Raw genomic sequence first — 20,810 nt, forward strand, 5'->3', positions numbered from 1 at the left:
CGGGCTTCTGCGACAGGGCGAGCGGAATACCCTTGCCGTCTAACCGGATTCGTTCAACTTCCGCGACAGCGCGGTCGCGAAAGTGTGCGTATCCCCCGGCCACCGCGCCGACAAATAGTCGCCATCGTCGACGACGAACGCCGGCCGCGAGTCGGTCGCGGTGTCCCGCACCAGGCCGGAAGACTTGAGCCACCAGTGCGGGGACCCGCGGACGACGTCACAGAAATCGGTCGGACGCTCAAGCGCGCGGGTCACTTCCGACTGCACCGACATGTAGCCGGCCGGCTGCCCGGGCGCTTCTGTGTGGGTCCGGTAGTAGTCGCGATCCCACATTCGGGTGAATCGGGTGAGCCGCCAGGCCAGCCGCTCCATGGCCCACGTCAGGGCCGTGGTCCTGCGCCCATAGAGCACGGAGCGGGCCGTGCGGGGATCGACGCTGCGGGCCGCCAGTAACACGCCATGACAAATCGCGGCCACGACCACCCCGCGCTCGAACGCCTCGACGACCAGCCGATGCAATAGGTCGCTGTCGATGTAGCCGCGCATTCCGCGGGCGCGGTGCCCGCCGGGCAACAGCAACGCATCGATGCCATCGAGGGTGGTTTGCGCCCACGCCGTCGGGTGCTGAAAATCCGCCGACTGCAGCATGTCTCGGTAGGCATTGCGCCCCTCCCGATTCGCGCGCAGCACCAACCCCACCGCCGGGACGGAACCTAGCACCGGCAGTTTTGACCAGACGTCCAATCCCCGGCCGGTCACCATGATGTCGTCCGCGCGCCCGGGTCGGCCGGCTTCGGTCGCAAAGACCACGCGGTGGCCGTTTCGGGTCAGGACTCGCCAACTGACCGCGACCTCGGTCGGGTCGAAGTCACGGTCGGGGATCGGAATCAAGACCGTGCCCATCGGTCAGGCCGGGGCCACTCGCAGCTCGAGGCCGACATTGTTGTCCATACCGCCACGCAGCTTGCTGACGAAGTTGAACACCTTGCCGACGATGCCGTACCGCTTTCCGATCGCGTCGTAGACGGCGGGCGTCTGCGACTTGTCGAGGACGGCCGCGGTGCCCTCGACGGCCTCACTGGTCGCTTTGCCCCCCATTGTGCAGGTGGCCAGCATGACACGGGGTGAGTTGCGGATCCGCTTGACCTTCCATGACTTTTCCTGGGTGATCACCAGGAGACGATCCGCATCGGCGGCGGCCCAGATCGGCGTGGGCTTGGGCCGGCCGTCCTTGGTGAATGTGGTCAGCAGGAGGTATTGCGACTTGGCGAGGTCGGCGAAGGTGGGCGTCACGGTCCAAACCTACGGCAGGGTGGCCCTCGAGATCACGCTCGGTTTCCAGCAGCGCGCCTGGCGCGGCCCCGTCAGGATTTGCGCTCGCGCGCCTGCCGACCTGCCGCTTCGAGCGGCTCGTTCGGCCATGCCGTGCGGTGCGCCGCGGTTTTTGCGAACGGGGCGTTGACGTTTCCGACCCTCTGCTGCAATAGTCGTCACATTAACCGAAATCCGTGTTTTCACCTAGAGTGCCCCGGCACTGACCGCAGAGGGCCGACCGAAACGTGAGCGATGCAACGAAGCCGCTGGCGTGGTTGCCGTTCGCGATCGCCGAGGCGGCCCTGTCGCCCTCGCCGCGCGAGCCCGGCAACCTCGAGCTGTCCCAGGCGTGGTCGCATCTGTTGGCCCGGCTCCACGAGGCCGCGCAGATTGTCGAATCCGACCCGGCGAACCGAAATCGAGTCGATCTCGCCGCGGGTATGCGGCACCTGCTCGTGTTGCTTACCGCAGGTATCGACGAGGTGTTGCGGTTTGATCCGGATCCGGACCTCTGCGTGCAACGCACCAGCACCGATGACCTGGTGACCTGGGGAATGGAGTGTCCGGACTGCATATACACCCGCGCCGTGCTCAGCGGGGCGGAGAGTTACCGACTGTTCGGGAATCGCGGCACCGCACGCTACGTCGGGCTGCAGACGATGAATGGCATCGTGGCAACTGCGAACGCGCTGGTGGATGAGCTCGACGTGGACGCCGACGGAAACTTTGAGGTCGTGCTGTCAGCCGATGAGCGGTCGGGGAATTGGATGCGCATCGAAGGTGACCATCCAACACTGACGGTGCGGCATTTCTTCTATGACTGGGATGCCGAGGTGGCATCATCGCTGCACATCGAACGCCTCGGCGACGCGGTGGGCACGGCCGCCCCGTCGGTCGACGCGGACGTGGCGCTGTCGCGGCAGTTGGTCGCCCTCGGCGACTTCGTCCATGACAACCTGGCGTTTTTTCTGCAGTTCGGTGCCGCACCGCCACCCAACGGTTTCCTGCCGCCGATCGACCGCAGCGATATCGGCGCGGCCGCGGAGAACAAGCCGGTAATCGGTCGGTGGGAGCTGCGCCCCGATGAAGCACTCATCGTCGAAGTTGAACCGCCCGAAGGGATTTACTGGAGCTTCTCGATCGGCAACCCGTGGTGGGAGACTATTCACTACGGGCGCCACCAGTCGAGCCTGAACGCCCATCAGGCTGTCGCGGATTCTGACGGATTGGTGCGTGTGGTGCTGTGTGCTCGTGACCCCGGTGTCGCGAACTGGCTCGACACCGCCGGATACAGCAACGGTCCGATCATCCTGCGCTGCGTGCGGACCAAGTCCGCCCCCACACCGGCGACGCGGGTGGTGCCGTTCGACGACCTGGCTGCGGAGTTGCCATCGGACACAGCAACGATCACCTCCCAAGCGCGGAAATTCATCCTCGCGGCGCGCCGCCGCGCCGTGCGCGAAAGGTTCGGACCATGACGTTCGACGCTGACGAGTTGGAAGACGGCGCCTGCGCCGCAACCGGTCTCGAGGATTTCGGCTCGCCGTACTATCGGGAGGGACTCGAGCGCATCGTCGAGGCGTTGAACACCGAGGCGGATCTCAACGAGACGGGCAGGGTAATCCAGCATGCCACCATCAGCAACGCCCTCATCCAGCGCCTCAAGATCGAGGACACCTACACCCAGCATCCGGAGATCGACGAGGAGGTGATCGGCGGCCCGGTTTTTGTGATCGGCTTACCACGCACGGGGACCACCGCGCTGAGCCAACTGGTGGCTGCAGACCCTCAGTTCCGGTCGCTACGGATGTGGGAATCTCAAGCACCCACCCCGCCACCGGATGCGGCCACCCAACACACCGATCCGCGGATCGCCCAGGCCGAGGCCGGCCTCAAGATGCTCGACGAGATGTTTCCGTTGATGAAAGCGCTGTACAACTCGGAGCCAACGGCCCCGACGGAATGCCAGGACCTGATGGGAATGAGCTTCCGTACCTTCCATTTCGACGGCGCCGTTCGCGCACCCGGGTATTTGGCGTGGCTGATGGACTGTGACATGCGCGAGACCTATACCTTTCACCGCCGGGTGCTCAAAGTGTTGCAATGGCATTGCCCACCGGATCTGTGGCACCTCAAGACGCCGGTGCACATGTTCGCGCTCGACGCGCTCGTCGAGGCCTATCCGAACGCGAAATTCCTGTGGAGCCATCGCGATCCGGCCAAGGTGATGGCGTCGGTATGCAGCCTGATCCGGTACGTGCGCAGCTGGAGCAGCGACCACAACGACGCCGCGGAGCTGGGCGCCGAGCAGGTCGACAGCTGGGTCGAAGCGGTTCGGCGAGCGATGGGTTTCCGCAGCCGGGCGGGCGACGACCGATTCGCGGATGTGTCGTTCGCGGATTTGCAAACCGATCCGGTACGCACCCTACAGGCAAGCTATGAGCTCCTCGGACTGAGTTTCACCGACGCGACCCGGCGATCGGTCAGGCAGTGGGCCCAAACGCACCGGCCCGGCGCGCACGGTGCGCACGACTATGACCTGGCAGACTACGGCCTGACACCCGAAGGCGTTCGCGAGCGGTTCTCGGACTACCTTGCCGCCTACGATGCGACGGCCTGACCCCCGTGGACCCTCAGCGCAGACGGCGACGCGACAAACTACCTCCAGACCCGGCGGTGCGCCGCAAGATCCTGACTGCGGCGTCAACAACACTGCGGGAGAAGGGGTTTCGAGGCCTGAGCATTGCCGCGGTGCTGGACCGAGCCGCATTGGGCACCCGCGCGTTCTATCGGCATTTCGCCTCCAAGGACGAACTGGTGGCCGCACTCTTCTTTGCGATGGCACGCACCGAGGAACGGCGGTTACGGCACCGAATGGCCGCCACCACCACGGAGATCGAGGCGGTGGCGGCGTGGATCGACGGGCGACTCGACTTGGCGTTCGACGATCACGTCGAATCCGATTTGCGCCGCGTGTCGCTGGAGGCTCAATCCCAGATGTTCGCCTCCCCTCAGCTGGTGCGGCCGGCCTACGAACAGCTGCTCAAGCCGCTCAGCGAAGCACTTGAACGGGGCCTGCGGCAGGGAGTGTTCCATCACATCGATCCGCTGGACGGTGCGCACGCCATCCACGCCGTGGTGTGGGCAGGCATCGAGCGGCAGTGGACGACCGGCGATTGCGACCGCGACAAGGTTCGCCAACTCGCGCTGCGTTTCTGTTTGGGCGGGCTGGGCGTGGCAGCGGAGACGATCGCCGGGGTTTCGCTCTGAAACGACAACAACGAGAGGGAGACGTCGATGGACCTGGGTCTTGCCGGATCGACGGCCGTGGTCACGGGCGGCAGCAAGGGAATGGGGCTCGCCATCGCCGAAACCCTGGCGGCCGAGGGAGCCAGCGTGGCGGTGATGGCCAGAAGCCAGGGCGCGCTGGATGCCGCCGCGGCATCGCTGCGCGAGGCCGGCGCCCCGGACGCGATCGGGATCAGCGTAGACATGGCCGATGCCTCGTCCATCGCCGATGGTTTCGCCGCAGTGTCGCAGCGTTGGGGTCGGCTCAATTGCCTGGTCCACACGATTGGCCCGGGTGATGGCTATTTCGAGGAGATGGACGACACGCAATGGGCAGAGGCGTTCACCCTCGGCACGATGTCTGCCGTGCGGTCGGTTCGCGCCTCACTGCCCTTATTACGCTCCGCGGATTGGGCCCGCATCGTGACGCTGTCCGCGCACTCGATTCAGCGGCAGAACCCGCGCATCGTCGCCTATACGGCGGCGAAGGCGGCACTGGCCAGCGTCACCAAGAATCTTGCGAAAAGCCTTGCCAGGGACGGCATTCTGGTGAACTGCGTCTGCCCGGGAACGATCGTGACTGCCAGCTTCACCGAGCAGCTGAAGGACATCCTGGCCGCCGATGGGCTGGACGCCACCGATCCGGTGGACGTCATGACCTGGATCGACAACAACTTTCACCAACCGTGCGACCTCGGACGTGCCGGCCTTCCCGAGGAGGTCGCTTCCATTACCGCCTACCTGGCGTCGCGGAGAAACGGTTACGTCACCGGGGCCATGGTCAACGTGGATGGCGGGTCGGACTTCATCTGATACCTCCCGCGCCGACCCTGCTCAGCCCTCCAGATCGCCTTCGGTTTCGAGCAACGCCTGCCGCAGCCCGTCCAGGGTCTTCGGCTCCGGTTTGGCCCACATGCCGCGGCCGGCGGCCTCCAGCAACCGCTCGGCCATGCCGTGCAGCGCCCAGGGGTTGGATTCGGCCATGAACTTGCGGTTCTCGGGATCCAGCACATAACTCTCGGTGAGCCGCTCATACATCCAGTCGGCCATCACCCCGGCGGTCGCGTCATAGCCGAACAGGTAGTCGACCGTCGCGGCCATCTCGAATGCACCCTTGTAACCGTGCCGGCGCATCGCCGCCATCCAGCGCGGGTTGACGACGCGGGCGCGGAACACCCGCGCGGTCTCCTCCGACAGCGTGCGGGTGCGGATCGCGTCGGGTCGCGTGTTGTCGCCGATATAGGCGGCGGGCGCCTGCCCCGTCAGCGCGCGCACCGTGGCCACCATCCCGCCGTGATACTGGAAGTAGTCGTCGGAGTCGGCGATGTCGTGCTCGCGGGTGTCGGTGTTCTTGGCGGCCACCGCGATGCGCCGGTACTGGCGGTTCATGTCGTCGACCGCCTCGCGGCCGTCCAGGTCGCGACCATAGGCGAATCCGCCCCACGCGGTGTATACCTGCGCCAGGTCGGCGTCGTCGCGCCAGTTGCGGCTGTCGATCAGCTGCAGCAGGCCCGCGCCGTAGGTTCCCGGCTTGGAGCCGAATATCCTTGTCGTGGATCGCCTTTCGTCACCGTGTTGAGCGAGATCGGCCCGGGCGTGCGCGCGCACGTAGTTGTCGTCGGCGGGCTCGTCCAGATCGGCGACCAGCCGGACCGCGTCGTCGAGCATGGTGACCACGTGCGGGAAGGCGTCCCGGAAGAAGCCCGAGATCCGCACGGTGACGTCGATGCGCGGACGGCCCAGCTCGGCCAGCGGGATAGCCGCGAGGTCGACGACGCGCCGCGACGCGTCGTCCCACACGGGCCGAACGCCCAGCAGCGCAAGAACTTCGGCGATGTCGTCGCCGGCCGTGCGCATGGCCGAGGTGCCCCACACCGACAGACCCACCGACTGCGGCCACCGCCCGTGGTCGTCGCGGTAGCGGGTCAGCAGCGAGTCCGCCAGCGCCACACCGGCTTCCCAGGCGAGCCGGGACGGCACAGCCTTGGGGTCGACGGAGTAGAAGTTGCGCCCGGTGGGCAGCACGTTGACCAGGCCGCGCAGCGGCGAGCCCGACGGGCCGGCGGGGATGAAATGGCCGTCCAGGGCGCGCAGCACCTGGTCGATCTCCGAGGCCGTGCCGGCCAGCCGGGGTACCACCTCGGTGGCCGCGAACCGCAACACCGCGGCGACGTCGGCGTTGTCGGTGAGGCGGTCGGCGGCGCCGGGGTCCCAGTCGCTGGCCTGCAGCGCCGCCACGAGTTCCCGCGCGGCGGCCTCGGTCTCGTCGACCGACGACCGGTCGTCCGTCCCGTCCTCGGCCAGACCCAGCGCCTGGCGCAGGCCGGGAAGGGCGTGTTCGCCGCCGAACAGCTGGCGGGCCCGGAGAATTGCCAGGACGAGATCCAGTTCGGCTTCGCCCGTGGGCTTTTGACCCAGGATGTGCAGCCCGTCACGGATCTGGACGTCCTTGATCTCGCAGAGCCAGCCGTCGACATGCAGCAGCATGTCGTCGAACGAGTCCTCCTCGGGCCGTTCGGTGAGCCCGAGGTCGTGGTCCATCTTGGCGGCCCGGATCAGCGTCCAGATCTGCTGGCGGATCGCGGGCAGCTTGGCGGGGTCGAGCGCGGCCACGTTGGCGTGCTCGTCGAGGAGCTGCTCCAAACGGGCGATGTCGCCGTAGGTTTCGGCGCGCGCCATCGGCGGGATGAGATGGTCGACGAGCACGGCGTGCGCGCGCCTCTTGGCCTGGGTGCCCTCGCCGGGGTCGTTGACAAGGAACGGGTAGATCAGCGGTAGGTCGCCCAGCGCGGCGTCGGACCCGCAGGCCGCGGACATCCCCAGGGTCTTGCCCGGCAGCCATTCCAGGTTGCCGTGCTTGCCGAGATGCACCACCGCGTGCGCCCCGAACCCGGCGTCGAGCCAGTGATAGGCGGCCAGGTAGTGGTGGCTGGGCGGCAGGTCGGGGTCGTGGTAGATGGCGACGGGGTTCTCGCCGAAGCCGCGGGGCGGCTGCACCATCAGCACCAGGTTGTCCGATTGGATTGCGGCGATGACGATCTCGCCGTCGGGGTCTCTCGTGCGATCGACGAACAGCTCGCCGGGCGGCGGCCCCCAGTGCTCGGTCACCGCGTCGGTGAGTTCGGCCGACAAGGCGGCGAACCAGTCCCGGTAGTCCTTGGCAGAAACACGGATGGGGTTGCCGGCCAACTGCTCTGAGGTCAGCCAGTCCGGGTCCTGTCCGCCCCGCTCGATCAGCGCGTGGATCAGCGCGTCGCCGTCGCCGGCCTCGACTCCGGGCACATCCCCCACCCGGTACCCGCGCTCGCCCATCGCGCGCAGCAGCGCGACCGCGCTCGCCGGGGTGTCCAGCCCCACCGCGTTCCCGATGCGGGCGTGCTTGGTGGGGTACGCCGAAAACACCAGCGCCACCCGCTTGTCCGCCGCCGCGACGTGGCGGAGCCGGGCGTGCCGGACCGCCAGGCCGGCCACCCGCGCGCAGCGTTCGGGGTCGGCGACGTAGGAGATGAGCCCGTCGTCGTCGATCTCCTTGAACGAGAAGGGGACCGTGATGATGCGGCCGTCGAACTCCGGCACCGCCACCTGGGTGGCGACGTCGAGCGGGCTGAGTCCGTCGTCGTTGGCGGCCCACTGGGCGCGCGGGCTGGTGAGGCACAGGCCCTGCAGGGTCGGGATGTCCAGGGCCGCAAGGTGTTCGACGTTCCAGCTGTCGTCCTCGCCACCGGCCGACGCGGTCGCGGGTTTCAGGCCCCCGGCGGCCAGCACGGTGACCACCATGGCGTCGGCGTCGCCGAGTCGTTGCAGCAGTGCGGGTTCGGCGGTGCGCAGCGACGCGCAATAGACGGGCAGCGCCCGCCCGCCGGCCTGTTCGATCGCGCGGCAGAGCGCTTCGATGTAGGCGGTGTTGCCGGCCAGCTGCTGCGCGCGGTAGTAGAGCACGGCGATGGTGGGGCCGTCGACGGTACTCGCAGGCCGCTCCAGCTCGCCCCAGGTCGGCGTGACCACCGGGGGGCTGAACCCGAACCCGGTCATCAGCACCGTGTCGGACAGGAAGGCGTGCAGCTGACGCAGGTTCTCCACGCCGCCGTGGGCCAGGTAGATGTGCGCCTGGACCGCGATGCCGGCCGCGAGCGTAGACAGGCCGGTCAGCTCGGCGTCGGCGGCCTGCTCACCGCTGACCAGCACGGTCGGCACGCCGCTGGCGATCACCGCGTCGATGCCGCCCTGCCAGGCGCGGTAGCCGCCGAGGATGCGCACGACCGCGACGTCGACGTCGGCGAGCAGGTCCGGCAGTTCCTCCTCGGACAGCCGCGACGGGTTGGCCCACCGATAGTTCTTGCCGCTGGAACGGGCGCTGATCAGGTCCGTGTCGGAGGTCGAGAGCAGCAGGATGGTCGGGTCAGCCACCCATCATTCGTACCGCAGCGTCGCCGCGATGCGCTCGGCGACCTCGGCGGCCACACGCCGCGCGGGTTCGCTGGTCCCCGGCACGTAGCGGTCGGCGGCGGCGTCGTAGTCGGCGCCGGCGATCGACCCGTGGTCGGCGACCAGCTCGACCACCTCCACCGGCCAGCCGATCCGCCGGAGGTCGGCGGCGAACTCGCGGCTGGCGCTCACCGGCACGACGTCGTCGTCGAGACCGTGCAGCAGGGTGAACGGCGGACCGACGCGGTCGGCGGACAGCCCGCCCGTCACGGGCCGGTCCGAGATGGGATCGGGCGCCATGAACGCCCCCGCCAGGCAGACCGTGTGCCGCAGCGTTATGCCGAAGCGGTCCGCGTCGACCGTCAATCCGGCCGCCGCGGCGCCACCCAGAGACCACCCGACGAGCACGATGCCGTCGCCGGCGCGCCCGCGGGTGAACTCCACCGATCCCAGCAGATCCGCGCGCCCGCCGTCGTCGGCGTGGGAGTTCCAGTCCGGCGCCGCCACGGCCAGGCCGTGGCCGGCGAGCAGCCCGGCCAGCGGCCCGACGGCCGCGCGCGCGTTGGTCTGCATGCCGTGCCAGATCAGGACCGTCGGCCGCGCCGCCTCGCCGTAGACATCGACCAGACGCCCCGGGGCGTACTCCTGCGTCTCCACGGCCACGAGTGTGCCCCGGCTGGGGCGGACCCAATCGTGAACCGCGCGCCGAACGTGCAACCAGGGCGAAAAAATCGGCGGCAGATTCATACGGTCAGTGCAACATCCCTAGTTTTGGAGGTTGCAATGCCGACTGGATATCGGGCTCCGCGGGAGTTGCGCTGGCTGTTTTTTGATCTCGTCTGCTCGGGAACGTCGGTGTGGGAGGCCGAACGGCAGCTGGGCGTGTCGCGCAACGTCGGGGCAGCGTGGTGGCGCAAGGCTGGGGCAATGAAGGTGCAGATTGGCGGACGGGGTCGACGTGGTCTACTCCAACCGGGCAACATGTCGTTGCCCGGTGGCCGAGGTCATCGGCTCAGTGTCGAAGAACGTGTCGAGATCATGCGTGCGCGCGATGCCGGCCTCAGTGACGCCGAGATCGCTGAGCGGCTCGACCGCGACCGATCCACGATCTACCGCGAGACGCGGCGTAATCGCAACGCCGACGGGGATTACCACGCCCTGATGGCTCATGCGCGGGCCGCTGAGAAGGCTCGCCGGCCGAAGAATTTCAAGCTCATTGACAACCCGTTATGCGCAGCGATCGAGGCCTGGATGGACCAGGGGTGGAGCCCGAAACTGATCGCTGATGTGTTGGCCCGCGATCATCGCGATGACAAGCTGGCAACAGTGAGCCACGAAACCATCTACCAATGCCTGTATGTGCAGACCCGTGGCAGTCTGCGCGCTGATCTGCACCGGTGTTTGTCCACTAAGCGGCCGGCCCGCAAGTCGCGCGGTCACGTCGATAGCCGCAGCGGGGTCTACAGCAGCGGTGAGGAGTTCACCATCGCCGAGCGGGCCGCCGAAGCCGAAGACCGGGCGGTTCCCGGGCATTGGGAAGGTGATCTGATCGTCGGCCCGAACAACAGCGCTATTGGCACCCTGGTCGAACGCACGACCCGGTTCACCTTGCTGCTGCACCTGCCTGGCGACCACACCGCCGAGACCGTATCTACCGCGATGATCGCCGCGATGAGCCAATTGCCCGAGCATCTACGCCGTTCGATCACCTGGGATCGCGGCTCGGAGATGGCCCGCTGGAAAGACATCCACCTCCAGCTAAAAACTCCGGTGTATTTCTGCAATCCGCATTCGCCCTGGCAGCGCGGCACCAACGAGAACACCAACCGGCTGCTGCGGTTCTGGTTCGAAAAGGGCAGCGATCTCAGCGGCTACACCCCAGCCGACCTCAAACGCATCCAAGACACCCTTAACCGACGACCTCGACCCACCCTCGACCTCGACACGCCAGCTCAGCGGCTGGCAGCCCTCCTCGAGCAGGCAGCCTGAACACCCTGTTGCACTAACCACTTGACTTTGAGGGCGAAATGTCGCCGCCACTTCACGCTCGGCGCAGTAAGAAGGGCCGCCCCTCGGGCGGTGCGCACGTCGAAGTCGCGAGTACGGGCCGACGCAACAGCGCGTGGTGGGTTTCCGGCGTCCAGGGAACAGTTCGCGCGGCCCGTCCTTGCCGAGGTACCAGCTGCTGCAGCCGGTGACCCAAATGGTCTGCGGCATCGCGGCTTTCATGGCCTCGTTGTATTCCTTGGTGGCCGCCTCGGTCGGCGCTACGGCGCGCATCGAACCGTCGCGCAGCCGCTCGATCCACCACATCGCGTAGTCGGCCTGGTCCTCGGCGATCGGTATCAGCGACTGGTTGCCGATCGCGAATGCGGGCCCATCGAGCGGTACGCCGTCGGGCCGTCGGCCGATGCCTCGTCCACCATGAGCCTGACCAGACGCTACCGCCGCGGCGCCCCCGGGAGAATATGCAAATCCACCTATGTTCGCCCCCGGTCATGGTCGCGGATTAGAGCCGTACCGTGGACTCATGGCCAGATCGCGCGACACCGACGCGTGCCCCGGCGCGCTGCAGGTGCATCAGGCCGCCGACGGAGCCCTGGCGCGAGTCCGGTTGCCCGGCGGCATGATCACCGCCGCCCAGCTCGCCACGCTCGCCCGGGTCTCGGGTGAACTGGGATCAGGGACGCTGGAGTTGACCGCGCGCGGCAACGTGCAGCTGCGAGGGATCACCGACACGACCGCGGCCGCCGACGCGATCGCGGCCGCCGGGCTGCTGCCGTCCGTGACGCACGAGCGGGTCCGGAACATCGTCGCGTCTCCGCTGACAGGCCGGTCCGGCGGAAAGCGCGACGTTCGCGGATGGGTCGGCGAGCTGGACGCGGCGGTCCGCGCCGAACCCCGGCTCGCGGGGCTGGGCGGCCGGTTCTGGTTCAGCCTCGACGACGGCCGCGCCGACGTCTCCGGCTTGCGGGCCGACGTCGGCGCGCACGTGCTCGACGACGGCTGCGCCCTGCTGCTGGCCGGGCGCGACACCGGGGTCCGGTTGGCCCCCGGCGAGGTGATCGAGGCGATGACGGATGTCGCGGTGCGTTTCGTCGCCGCGCGCGGAAGCGCCTGGCGTATAGAGGAATTAGACGACGTCCGCCGTGTTCTGCCCGGCGCCGAACTGAGTGCGACGGCCTTCCCGACGGTCACCAGGGGCCCCGTCGGGTGGATCGACCAGGACGACGGCGGCGTCACGCTGGGCGCCGCGGTGCCGCTGGGCGTGCTGCCGGCGCAGGTGGCCGAATACCTGGCCGCCGTCGAGGCCCCGCTGGTGGTGACCCCATGGCGGTCGGTGCTGCTGTGCGACCTCGACGAGGGCGTCGCGGACGTGACGCTGCGGGTGCTGGCGCCGTTGGGCCTGGTCTTCGACGAGAACTCCCCGTGGCTGGGTGTCAGCGCCTGCACGGGTAGCCCCGGGTGCGCGCATTCGGTCGCCGACGTACGGGCCGACGCCGCGCAGGCGCTGGACCCCCGGGCCGCGGTGCACCGCCACTTCGTCGGCTGCGAGCGGGCGTGCGGCAGCCCGCTTGCCGGTGAGGTGCTGGTCGCTACGGGACGGGGATATCGAAGGCGCGGCGACCAGCCTTTAGGGTGAGCGGGTGCTCGACTATATCCGCGACGCGGCCGAGATCTACCGGCAGTCGTTCGCGGCCATTCGCGCCGAGGCGGACCTGGCGCGATTCCCCGAGGACGTCGCGCGGGTCGTGGTCCGGCTGATCCACACCTGCGGGCAGGTCGACGTCGCCGAGCACGTCGCCTACACCGACGACGTGGTCGCGCGGGCCGGCGCCGCGCTGCGCGCCGGCGCGCCGGTGCTGTGCGACTCGTCGATGGTCGCCGCCGGGATCACCGCAGCCCGGCTGCCCGCGGACAACGAGGTTGTGTCGCTGGTGGCCGATCCGCGCGCGCCCGAGCAGGCCGCGCTCCGCCAGACCACTCGCTCGGCGGCGGCCGTCGACCTGTGGGCCGACCGGCTGCCCGGCGGGGTGCTGGCCATCGGCAACGCGCCCACCGCCCTGTTCCGCGTGCTCGAGCTTCTCGACGACGGCGTCGCCCCACCGGCCGCGGTGCTCGGCGGGCCGGTCGGGTTCGTCGGGTCGGCACAGTCCAAGCAGGAGCTCATCGACCGTCCGCGCGGGATGTCCTACCTAGTGGTGCGGGGCCGCCGCGGCGGCAGCGCCATGGCCGCCGCCGCCGTCAACGCGATCGCGAGCGAGCGGGAATGACCGACCGGGGCACCCTCTACGGGGTCGGGCTGGGGCCGGGCGACCCCGAGCTGGTGACCGTCAAGGCCGCCCGACTGATCGGTCAGGCCGACGTGGTGGCCTATCACAGCGCCCGGCACGGCCGCAGCATCGCCCGCGGCATCGCCGAACCGTACCTGAGGGCCGGCCAGATCGAGGAGCACCTGGTCTATCCGGTCACCACCGAGGGCACCGACCATCCCGGCGGCTACGCCGGCGCGCTGGAGGACTTCTACGCCGATGCCACCGGGCGCATCGCCGCACACCTCGACGCCGGCCGCGACGTCGCGCTGCTGGCCGAGGGCGACCCGCTGTTCTACAGCTCCTACATGCACCTGCACACCCGGCTGACCGAGCGGTTCGACGCCGTGATCGTGCCGGGCGTGACGTCGGTGAGCGCCGCCTCCGCCGCCGTCGCGACGCCGCTGGTGGCCGGGGACGAGGTGCTCTCGATCTTGCCGGGCACCCTGCCCGTCGCCGAACTGACCCGCCGGCTCGCCGACGCCGACGCCGCCGTGGTGCTCAAACTGGGTCGTTCGTATCACAATGTGCGGGAGGCGCTTTCGGCATCCGGACAGCTCGGCGACGCGTTCTACGTCGAGCGCGCCAGCACGGCCGGCCAGCGCGTCCTGCCCGCCGCGGACGTCGACGAGGCCGGGGTGCCGTACTTCTCGCTGGCCATGCTGCCCGGCGGCCGTCGGCGCGATCGGCGGTCCACCGCCGGCACCGTCGCGGTGGTGGGCCTGGGTCCCGGCGACAACGACTGGATGACACCGCAGAGCCGGCGGGAACTGGCCGCCGCGACCGATCTCATCGGCTACCACGGCTACCTGAACCGCGTCCCCGTGCGGGAGGGCCAGCGCCGTCATCCCAGCGACAACACCGACGAGCCCGCCCGGGCGCGGCTGGCCTGCGCCCTCGCCGAGCAGGGGCACGCCGTCGCGGTGGTGTCGTCCGGCGATCCGGGTGTCTTCGCGATGGCCACCGCCGTTCTCGAGGAGGCCAAGCAGTGGCCCGGGGTGCGGATCCGGGTGATCCCCGCGATGACCGCTGCGCAGGCCGTGGCCAGCCGCGTCGGCGCCCCCCTCGGGCACGACTACGCGGTGATCTCCCTGTCCGATCGGCTCAAGCCGTGGGAGGTGATCTCGGCGCGCGTATCCGCGGCCGCCGCCGCGGATCTGGTGCTGGCCATCTACAACCCGGCTTCGAAGACCCGCACCTGGCAGGTCGGCGCGATGCGTGACCTGCTACTGGCCCATCGCGAGCCGGGCACGCCGGTGGTGATCGGCCGCAACGTGTCGGGACCCGACGAGGACGTCCGCGTGGTGCGGCTGGCCGACCTCGATCCGGCCGACGTGGACATGCGGTGCCTGCTCATTGTCGGCTCTTCCCAAACACAGTGGTACGCAAGCGATTCCGGCGACCAGGTGTTCACCCCGCGGCACTACCCCGGCTGAACGCCTACCGGCACCGGCTGGGGAGCCCCTGGGCGGTCCGCTGCGAGCGGGGCGGTAGCCGCGTCGGCCTCCTCACCGAGCAGGAGTGAACGCACCAACCGGCGCGGACCGAACGGCCGGAGCATGGCGCTGGCCGGGCGCGGACGGACTTTCAGGGGCCACCAGAACCAGCGTCCGAGCAACGCCGCGATGGACGGTGTCATCAGCGACCGCACGACGAGCGTGTCGAACAACAGGCCGAGCCCGATCGTGCTGCCCGCCTGACCGATCGACCGCAGGTCACTGGCGGCCATGGACATCATGGTAAACGCGAACACCAGGCCCGCCGCGGTGACGACGCCGCCGGTCTCCCCCATCGAGCGGATGATGCCCGTCCTCAAGCCGGCGCCGATCTCCTCCTGGAATCGCGAGACCAGCAGCAGGTTGTAGTCCGAACCGACCGCCAGCAGGATGATCAGCCCGAACACCGGTGCGATCCAGTTCAACTCGAGACCCAGGATGTGTTGCCACACCAACACCGACAGGCCGAACGCCGCGCCGAGCGACAGCAGCACCGTCCCGACGATGACCAGCGACGCGACCAGCGCCCGGGTGATCATCACCATCACGACGAAGATCAGCGTCAGCGCCGCGATTCCCACGATCAGCAGGTCGTAGTGCGACCCGGACTGGATGTCCCGATAGATGGCGGCCGTCCCGGCGAGGTAGAACCGGGCGTCGGTCAGGGCCGTGCCCTTCACCGCCTGATGCGCCGCGTTGAGTTCGGGCGTCACCGCCGCGATACCCTTCGGGGTGGCTGGATCCGCGTCGTGGGTGATGATGAACCGTGCGGCCTTGCCGTCGGGCGACAGGAAGAGCTTCAGCCCGCGCTGAAAGTCCGGGTTCTGGAAGGCTTCCGGCGGCAGGTAGAAGTAGTCGCCGCTGCGCGACGCGTCGAAGGCCTGCCCCATCGCGCTCGCCGTGTCGGTCATCTGAGCCATCTGCGTGATCAGACCCGAGAAGCTGCTGTGCATGGTCAGCAGGGTGCCCCGCATGGAGGTGGCGACGGCGATGATCGGCGGGAACTGCGCCTGCATCTGGGGGATGATCGCGTCGACGTTGTTGACGTCCTTGATGAGGGCGGTCATGTTCTCGCTGAACTTGTCGACGCCGTCGATCGCCTCGAACACCGACCGCGTCGCCCAGCAGACCGGGATGTCGAAGCAGTGCTGCTCCCAGTAGAGATAGCTGCGCAACGGCCGCGCGAAATCGTCAAAATCCGCTAGATGGTCGCGCATCTCGTCCAGCGTGGACTGCATGTCGTGCATATCGCCAACCATCTGATGCGTTCTGCCGCTCATCTGGCCCAGCAGCCCCTGCATTCGCTGCATCGCGCCGATCATGGCCCCGAGGTCGTCGCTCATCTTGAGCATGTCGGCCGCGCGGTCGTTCATGAAGCGCAGGTTCTCCTGAATGGGGATCGACTGCGCGCTGATCTGGAAGGGTATCGATGTGTGCTCGATGGGTCCGCCCAGGGGCCGGGTGATGCTCTGCACCATGGCGATTCCCGGTGCGCGGAAGACGTCCTTGGCGATCCGGTCGAGCACGATCATGTCGCCGGTGCTGCGCATGTCGTGATCGCTTTCGATCATGAGTATGTCGGGATTCATGGTGGCCGCGCTGAAATGGCGTTCGGCGGCGGCGTATCCGACGTTCGACGGCAGGCTGCGCGGAATGTAGAACCGGTCGTTGTAGCTGACCTTCATGCTCGGCATGATGAGGATGCCGATGACGGCGATCACCAGCGACGCCGCGAACACCGGGCCCGGCCAGCGCACCGTCGCGGTGCCGATGCGGCGCCAACCGCGAACCTTCACAACACGTTTGGGATCGAGCAGGCCGAACCGGCTGGCCACGGCGACCACGGCGGGAGCCACCGTCAGCGCCCCCGCCACGACGACCAGCAGGCCCAGCGCGGACGGAATGCCGAGCGCCTTGAAGTACGACAGGCGAGCCAAGTGCAGGCAGAAGGTGGCTCCCGCGATCGTCAACCCGGAACCCAGGATGATGTGGAACGTCCCCCGGAACATCTTGTAGTAGGCCGCTTCACGGTCCTGCCCGGCTTGCCGGGCCTCCTGGTAGCGGCCGATGAGGAAGATCGCGTAATCGGTTCCCGCCGCGATCGCCAGCGAGGACAGCATGGCGACGACGAACGTGGAGAACCCCAGCAGGTTGTAGTTGCCGAGGATGGCGACCAGCCCTCGCGCCGTGCCCATTTCGAACCCGACCATGACGAGGGCCAGGAGCACCGTGCTGATCGAGCGGTAGGCGATGAACAGCATGATCATGATGACGACGCCGGTAACGCCCATCATCTTGAACATGCTCTTGTCGGCGGCCTCGTTCATGTCCTTGGTCAGCGCCGCCGGGCCGGTGACGTACACCTTGAGCCCCTTGGGGGGCACGGAGCGGTCGACGATCTCCCGCACGGCTTCGACGGACTCGTTGCCCAGGGTGCTGCCCTGGTTGCCGGCCAGGTTGAGTTGCACGTAGGCGGCTTTGCCGTCGCGGCTCTGGACGCCGGCGGCGGTCAGCGGATCGCCCCACACGTTCTGGACGTGCTGCACGTGTTTGGGATCCGCCTGAAGCTTGCCGATCAGGCCGTCGTAGTAGCGGTGCGCCTGTCCGCCTAGGTCCTTGTCGTCCTCCAGGACGATCATCGCGATGCTGTCGGAATCCGACTCGCGGTACTTCTCGCCGATGCGTTTTGCGGCGATCATCGCCGGGGCATCTTGCGGTGACATCGTCATGGCGTGGTTCCTGGCGACCGATTCGATCGGTGGCACAAGGACATTCACGGCGACGGTCAGCAGCAGCCACCCGATGATGATCGGCACCGCGAACCTGCGGACGAACCGCATGAACCTCGGGCGCGCGTCGGTGTCGGTGCTCATGCGGCCTTCACCAGACACGACGTTTGGGCGTGGTGCCCGGCGGCGGATTGCTCGTCCTTCAGCTGGTCGTTGACCGTGATGCGGCACCCGATATTGTCACCGTCGCCTTGTGCCACCACGTTGGCGATCACGGCCGGAACCGTCGTCGTGATCGTGTAGGTCCAGGGCAGCGTGGTGAACTCCGCCTGTTGGGGCACGGCGTTCTTGTCGAGATAGCTCACGCTTCCCGTCGTGCCGCCCGGGCCGTACACCTCGTACGTCACCCGCTTGATGTGGGACGGCTCCAGCGGTTCGGCGCTGCTCCCGGTCGCCGTGAAGATCTCGTCGGAACCGAAGACGCCGCGGAGTCGGTCAACGGCGATGGCACCGAGAGCCACGGCGGCCACCACAACGAGGGGCACCCACGCTTTCTTGAGAAAGGTCAACACCGTCGCTTCCCTTCGCTCGTAGTCCGGTCCTTCGAGCGCAGTGTCACCACCACGCGGCGACGTCCGGTAGAGCGCTTCGACGTCGCACCGGTAGCCTCCCGGCTTCAACGCGCCGGCGGGGCGCTCGCCTAACCAGATATACCATACCCCCTAGGGTATTTTCTACGCGTTGGATGACCGCTCGGAAAGCTTCCACTTTGCTGAGCCGCAGCCGGCGATGTGACCGGTCGGCTACCCGCGAATGCCGCGCGTCAACCGTTGAGGGTTGAATGGGGTTGCGCGCAGCTCTATTCGGCCGCTCGCCCGTCCCAGCTATTCGGCACGGCCGGGGCACCGTTCCATCCATCGTCGGCGAGCGTCATCAGACCGGCAGGCCGACCGGTACCGGCCTTCGCGCTAACGCCGGCGAATCCGAACGGACCCGCTCCACAGTCGGACGACTCGGGCCCCGGGTCCGCGGCGTCGTCGATGTCCATGAACTCATAGCGATGCGCGCGATCCTCGACCGTCGCCCCGCGGCGACGGCGCCGTCGCGTCCGGCCATCAGCGGCGGCCGCGGCCGCCGCCGGCTCGTCGGCGTCGTCGGGCACCGGTTCCTCCGAACGCCGACGCGCGCGACCGCTCGCGCTGCCGCGTGCCGACAGTCCCGCCACGCCGACGGCGTAGAGAGAATCGGCCAGGCCGGCGCCGAGCCCCGTCGTCGCCCCCGGCCCGAAACCGACACCCGGACCCCCACCGACGGGTCCGCCCCCCAAAGGCGTCGCCGGGCTTGGCGCCGGGTTTGGGCTCGAGAGCACCGGTGCGGTGCCCGCGGTCGCCGACACACCCGGCGCCACCGCCGGGGCCGGCGCGGCGCCGACCGGCATTGCCGCCGGGATGCCGGTGGCCAGGGACACCGGAACGGCGATGCCGGCCGCGACTCCCGCGCCCGCGGTCACCCCGATGGCGCCGGCGGCCGGCACCACCGCGGCCAGCGCCGGGGTCAGGGACACCGCCAACTGGATCGCCTGTTGCCCGAACGGCCAGAAGATCATCAGCGTATGGAAGGTCGCCCACGCGATGGCGTTGGCGAGGGCCGGGGTGAACCCCGGAATCTGGGTCAGCGTCGAGGTGATGCCGTTGACGAACGGCGTCGGAGGGAAGGGCCACCCGGCCGGGTTGAGGTCCTTGGACACGGGCCAGGCGAACTGACTGGTGTACTGCTTGATGATCGCCGTGAGCTGGTCCTGCCATGACGCCGCCTGGTTGGCTGCCGCGCTGGCTTGTTGGTGGGTCGTGGAGGCGTCGGCGTGGTCGAGGTTGGCGGCCACGATCTGCGGCGGCGGCGCGGCCATCGGGGCCGCCGCCAGGGCCGACTCGGAGATCAGCTGATAGGTCGTCATGGTTTCGGCCGCCTGCAGCCACATGCGCACGTAGTCCGCCTCGTTGACCGCAATGGGAATCGTGTTGATCCCGAAGAAGTTGGTGGCGATCAACACGCCGTGCACCGCGTGGTTGGCGGCAAGCTCGGCGAGCGTGGGCATGGTTGCCAGCGCGGTGGCATAGGCGCCGGCAGCCGTCTGGTGCAGCGCGGCGGCGACAGCGGCATCGGCGGCCTTTCCGTGCAGCCAGCCGAGGTAGGGAGCGTGCGCCACCACGTATTGCTCCGCGGTCGGGCCGTCCCACGCGGCCTGCGCCTCGCCCAACAGTGCGGTGAGTTCGTCTGCCGCGGCGTCGTATTCGGTGGCCAGCGACGACCACGCCCCCGCGGCCGCCAGCAGGGGCCCCGGGCCGGGACCGCTGCTCAGCATCGCCGAGTGCACCTCCGGGGGGAAGGCCATCCAGATCGGGGCGGTCATCGCCGGGGACCGTTGCGGATGCGCTGGGACACGAACACCTCTTCGAGTGGCTTTGCGGGCTGTGCTCCTCCAGTGGTCGGTTGGCGGGGCGGTTTGGTTCCCAACTACTTGTTCGGCGATGTCTTTGCGCCTGGACCAGCCATGCGCAACGATGCAGGGATGCGGTGTGACGTTGCGCGCGAGGCGCTTTCTGCGCGGTTGGACGGCGAGCGTCCGCAGGTGCTCGCGCAGCAGGTCGACGCCCACCTGGAATCGTGTCGCGGTTGCCGAACCTGGCTCATCGGTGCGGCCGTGCAGACTCGGCGGCTCGCCTCGATCGAACCCGGTCAGGGGCCGGACCTGGTGGACAGGATCCTGGCGAGCGTCGGCGAGGGGGCAACGACGCGGCAGGGACGCTGGATGCGGGCAGTGCGCAGGCACTACCGGCGCTGGGGACTGGTCGCCGTCGGCCTGTTCCAGGTGGCGATCGCCGCTGCGCAGATCAGCGGCATGGATTTCGGCATGGTCTCGACGCACATGCACGGCGCGATGTCCGGCGAGCACCTGATGCACGAGTCCACGGCCTGGCTTCTGGCGCTCGGTTTGGCGATGGTCGCCGCCGGCGTGTGGCCCGTCACCGCAATCGGTGTCGCAGCGATTACGGGCGTGTATTCGGTGGCACTGCTGAGTTATGTGGTCGTCGACGCGTTCAACGGCGAGGTGACGGCGGCACGCGTCGCCAGCCACATGCCCATCCTGCTCGGCCTGGTCTTCACCTTGCTGGTGGCCCGGGAGCGGGTCGGCACGCACACGCCGCAGAGCGATACCTCATATACCGACCGCGCCCCGGCGCGGG

The 20,810-nt window shown here is 68.5% G+C and carries 15 protein-coding genes and 1 pseudogene; 9 read left to right on the forward strand and 7 right to left on the reverse strand.

The window, feature by feature from the left end; genetic code table 11:
• Positions 1-39: 39 nt before the first annotated feature.
• Together G6N56_RS04935 and G6N56_RS04940 are read right to left on the reverse strand one after the other, a co-directional pair.
• On the reverse strand, positions 40-903 hold the full coding sequence (locus G6N56_RS04935; protein ID WP_085257368.1) for a type 1 glutamine amidotransferase domain-containing protein: 864 nt from the start codon (positions 901-903) through the stop codon (positions 40-42).
• Positions 904-906: 3 nt separating this feature from the next.
• Positions 907-1,293, reverse strand: coding sequence for a PPOX class F420-dependent oxidoreductase (locus G6N56_RS04940; protein WP_085257369.1), 387 nt, complete (start codon positions 1,291-1,293; stop codon positions 907-909).
• 266 nt (positions 1,294-1,559) lie between these two features.
• Here G6N56_RS04940 and G6N56_RS04945 point away from each other — a divergent pair, with 266 nt between their 5' ends.
• The 4 genes from G6N56_RS04945 to G6N56_RS04960 are packed head-to-tail and all read left to right on the forward strand — an operon-like array spanning position 1,560 to position 5,415.
• The gene (locus G6N56_RS04945) at positions 1,560-2,792 is read left to right on the forward strand and encodes a DUF1214 domain-containing protein (RefSeq protein ID WP_180150478.1); all 1,233 of its coding nucleotides are present in this window, start codon (positions 1,560-1,562) and stop codon (positions 2,790-2,792) included.
• A complete protein-coding gene (locus tag G6N56_RS04950) occupies positions 2,789-3,934 on the forward strand; it encodes a sulfotransferase family protein (protein ID WP_085257370.1) in 1,146 nt (381 codons plus the stop codon). Before G6N56_RS04945 ends, G6N56_RS04950 begins: the two co-directional genes overlap by 4 nt.
• Positions 3,935-3,990: 56 nt before the next feature.
• Positions 3,991-4,584 (forward strand): TetR/AcrR family transcriptional regulator, encoded by a 594-nt coding sequence (locus G6N56_RS04955; RefSeq protein WP_085257371.1) that lies wholly within the window; start codon positions 3,991-3,993, stop codon positions 4,582-4,584.
• A gap of 27 nt (positions 4,585-4,611) precedes the next feature.
• Positions 4,612-5,415 (forward strand): SDR family NAD(P)-dependent oxidoreductase, encoded by an 804-nt coding sequence (locus tag G6N56_RS04960; RefSeq protein ID WP_085257372.1) that lies wholly within the window; start codon positions 4,612-4,614, stop codon positions 5,413-5,415.
• A gap of 21 nt (positions 5,416-5,436) precedes the next feature.
• On the opposite strand, the gene cobN is transcribed toward G6N56_RS04960, so the two are convergent.
• Together cobN and G6N56_RS04970 are read right to left on the reverse strand one after the other, a co-directional pair.
• Entirely contained in the window at positions 5,437-9,009 is a 3,573-nt protein-coding gene (gene cobN / locus G6N56_RS04965) for a cobaltochelatase subunit CobN (protein WP_085257373.1), read from the reverse strand.
• A gap of 3 nt (positions 9,010-9,012) precedes the next feature.
• Positions 9,013-9,684, reverse strand: a complete 672-nt coding sequence (locus tag G6N56_RS04970) for an alpha/beta hydrolase family protein (RefSeq protein WP_085257405.1) — start codon at positions 9,682-9,684, stop codon at positions 9,013-9,015.
• A gap of 126 nt (positions 9,685-9,810) precedes the next feature.
• Between G6N56_RS04970 and G6N56_RS04975 the strand changes: the two genes are divergently transcribed.
• The 4 genes from G6N56_RS04975 (at position 9,811) to G6N56_RS04990 (ending at position 14,776) form a co-directional block, all read left to right on the forward strand.
• Complete coding sequence (locus G6N56_RS04975) at positions 9,811-11,016, forward strand: IS30 family transposase (protein WP_163645198.1); 1,206 nt, start codon at positions 9,811-9,813, stop codon at positions 11,014-11,016.
• A gap of 541 nt (positions 11,017-11,557) precedes the next feature.
• On the forward strand, positions 11,558-12,670 hold the full coding sequence (gene cobG / locus G6N56_RS04980) for a precorrin-3B synthase (protein ID WP_085254017.1): 1,113 nt from the start codon (positions 11,558-11,560) through the stop codon (positions 12,668-12,670).
• A 4-nt stretch (positions 12,671-12,674) separates the two neighbouring features.
• On the forward strand, positions 12,675-13,301 hold the full coding sequence (locus tag G6N56_RS04985) for a precorrin-8X methylmutase (protein WP_085254018.1): 627 nt from the start codon (positions 12,675-12,677) through the stop codon (positions 13,299-13,301).
• Complete coding sequence (locus G6N56_RS04990; RefSeq protein ID WP_085254019.1) at positions 13,298-14,776, forward strand: precorrin-2 C(20)-methyltransferase; 1,479 nt, start codon at positions 13,298-13,300, stop codon at positions 14,774-14,776. Before G6N56_RS04985 ends, G6N56_RS04990 begins: the two co-directional genes overlap by 4 nt.
• Here G6N56_RS04990 and G6N56_RS04995 read toward each other — a convergent pair.
• The 3 genes from G6N56_RS04995 to G6N56_RS05005 all read right to left on the reverse strand — a co-directional run bounded on the left by G6N56_RS04995 (position 14,764) and on the right by G6N56_RS05005 (position 19,975).
• Entirely contained in the window at positions 14,764-17,709 is a 2,946-nt protein-coding gene (locus G6N56_RS04995) for an MMPL/RND family transporter (protein WP_085254020.1), read from the reverse strand. The genes G6N56_RS04990 and G6N56_RS04995 overlap by 13 nt on opposite strands.
• Positions 17,706-18,137 carry an MmpS family transport accessory protein gene (locus G6N56_RS05000; protein WP_085254097.1) on the reverse strand — a complete coding sequence of 144 codons (432 nt, stop codon included), beginning with the start codon at positions 18,135-18,137 and terminating at the stop codon, positions 17,706-17,708. Before G6N56_RS05000 ends, G6N56_RS04995 begins: the two co-directional genes overlap by 4 nt.
• A gap of 287 nt (positions 18,138-18,424) precedes the next feature.
• On the reverse strand, positions 18,425-19,975 hold the full coding sequence (locus G6N56_RS05005; RefSeq protein WP_085254021.1) for a PPE family protein: 1,551 nt from the start codon (positions 19,973-19,975) through the stop codon (positions 18,425-18,427).
• Positions 19,976-20,134: 159 nt separating this feature from the next.
• Here G6N56_RS05005 and G6N56_RS28840 point away from each other — a divergent pair.
• Positions 20,135-20,773: pseudogene (locus G6N56_RS28840) on the forward strand (DUF2275 domain-containing protein); the annotation flags it as partial.
• Between the last annotated feature and the right edge of the window lie 37 nt (positions 20,774-20,810).

It is taken from the genome of Mycobacterium saskatchewanense, from assembly GCF_010729105.1.
GTDB classification, from domain to species: domain Bacteria; phylum Actinomycetota; class Actinomycetes; order Mycobacteriales; family Mycobacteriaceae; genus Mycobacterium; species Mycobacterium saskatchewanense.

Excerpts from the sequence above, each read along its gene's own strand:
- G6N56_RS04935 (WP_085257368.1), bottom strand. The coding sequence starts at position 903 with ATGGGCACGGTCTTGATTCCGATCCCCGACCGTGACTTCGACCCGACC.
- G6N56_RS04950 (WP_085257370.1), top strand. The coding sequence starts at position 2,789 with ATGACGTTCGACGCTGACGAGTTGGAAGACGGCGCCTGCGCCGCAACC.
- G6N56_RS04960 (WP_085257372.1), top strand. The coding sequence starts at position 4,612 with ATGGACCTGGGTCTTGCCGGATCGACGGCCGTGGTCACGGGCGGCAGC.
- G6N56_RS04975 (WP_163645198.1), top strand. The coding sequence starts at position 9,811 with ATGCCGACTGGATATCGGGCTCCGCGGGAGTTGCGCTGGCTGTTTTTT.
- cobG (WP_085254017.1), top strand. The coding sequence starts at position 11,558 with ATGGCCAGATCGCGCGACACCGACGCGTGCCCCGGCGCGCTGCAGGTG.
- G6N56_RS04990 (WP_085254019.1), top strand. The coding sequence starts at position 13,298 with ATGACCGACCGGGGCACCCTCTACGGGGTCGGGCTGGGGCCGGGCGAC.
- G6N56_RS04995 (WP_085254020.1), bottom strand. The coding sequence starts at position 17,709 with ATGAGCACCGACACCGACGCGCGCCCGAGGTTCATGCGGTTCGTCCGC.
- G6N56_RS05005 (WP_085254021.1), bottom strand. The coding sequence starts at position 19,975 with ATGACCGCCCCGATCTGGATGGCCTTCCCCCCGGAGGTGCACTCGGCG.